The 1,343-nt window shown below is 64.7% G+C and carries 1 protein-coding gene; it reads right to left on the reverse strand.

The features are described 5' to 3' along the window. Positions 1–1,343, reverse strand: a 1,343-nt coding sequence (locus NKJ06_RS35445) for a non-ribosomal peptide synthetase (RefSeq protein ID WP_352812579.1), incomplete at both ends; no start/stop codon positions are given.

Genomic DNA, 1,343 nt, shown 5'->3' on the forward strand with positions numbered 1-1,343 from the left:
CCGGTGCGATCGGCGCGCGCCACCACCACCGCATCGCCGACAAGCTCGTGCTCGCAAAGCCGCGCCGCGACCTCGCCCGGCTCGATGCGGAAGCCGCGGATCTTCACCTGCTCGTCGTTGCGGCCCAAAAACTCCAGATTGCCGTCCGGCAGATAGCGCCCCAGGTCACCGGTCTTATACAGCCGATCGCCTTCCACAAAGGGGCTGGCGATGAACCGCTCGGCCGTCAGATCAGGCCGGTTCAGGTAGCCACGCGCAACGCCGGCCCCGCCAACGCAAAGCTCACCCACCGCCCCGAACGGCACGGGCCCACCATGACCGTCCAGCAGGTACACCCGCGTGTTCGCAATCGGGCGCCCGATCGGGATGGAGGCCAGCCCCCCGACAGCGTCGGATATTGCGAATGTGGCACATCCAACCGTCGCTTCTGTCGGACCATAATGATTGATCAGACGCACGTTCGGGAAATGCTCTTGCCAAAACTGCATGTCTGCCGGGATCAAGGCCTCGCCACCGACCATGAGTGCTCTGGTCGGGGCTGGTCCCTTGTAGGCTTCAAGCCGCTTGTTCAGCAGGCTTAGATGCGAAGGGGTCAGCTTGATTAGATCATAGGTCTGACCATCCTCTAAAGCAGCAAGCGCATGTATTAGGGCAATAGGGTTGGCAAGACGAAGCTTGGCGCCCGCCAAGAAAGGCCCGAATAAGGTCGTAACGCCAGCATCAAAGCTGAACGACAGCAGCATGGGCGAACCGTTGCCGGCTTCTTCGTAATGGCTGCGATCCGACCAATGCAAATAGTTCACCAGACTTCCATGCTCGACCATGACGCCCTTTGGGGTTCCGGTGGAGCCTGAGGTGTAGATGACATAGGCGAGATGGCGCGCGGTGAGACCAATGGCGCGCGGCTCGGGATCGCAGGCCGGCAGCTCGGCCCAGGTGGGAGTGGCCGTCTCCAGATCGACCACGCTCACATCGACAAGCGCCTCGGCGCCGAGCGCGGCCCGGCCGGCCGCATCGCAAAGCAGCAGCCGCGGCGCGGCATCGTCGAGAACCTGCCGCAGCCGCGCGCAGGGATAGGCCGGGTCCAGCGGCAGATAGGCACCGCCCGCCTTGAGGATCGCCAAAAGCCCCACCACCATCGCCACGCTGCGCTCCAGGCAGATCGCCACCGGCTGGTCCGGCCTGACCCCGAGCCCGATCAGATGATGCGCCAGCCGGTTGGCCCGCGCGTTGAGCTCGCCATAGCTCAGGCGCTCGTCCTCATGGACCACCGCCACCGCCTCCGGCGCATTTCGCACCTGCGCCTCGAACAGCTCGTGGACGCACCGCTGCGACGGATAGGC

The sequence above is a fragment of the Mesorhizobium sp. M0293 genome, from assembly GCF_040321735.1.
Lineage (GTDB): Bacteria > Pseudomonadota > Alphaproteobacteria > Rhizobiales > Rhizobiaceae > Mesorhizobium.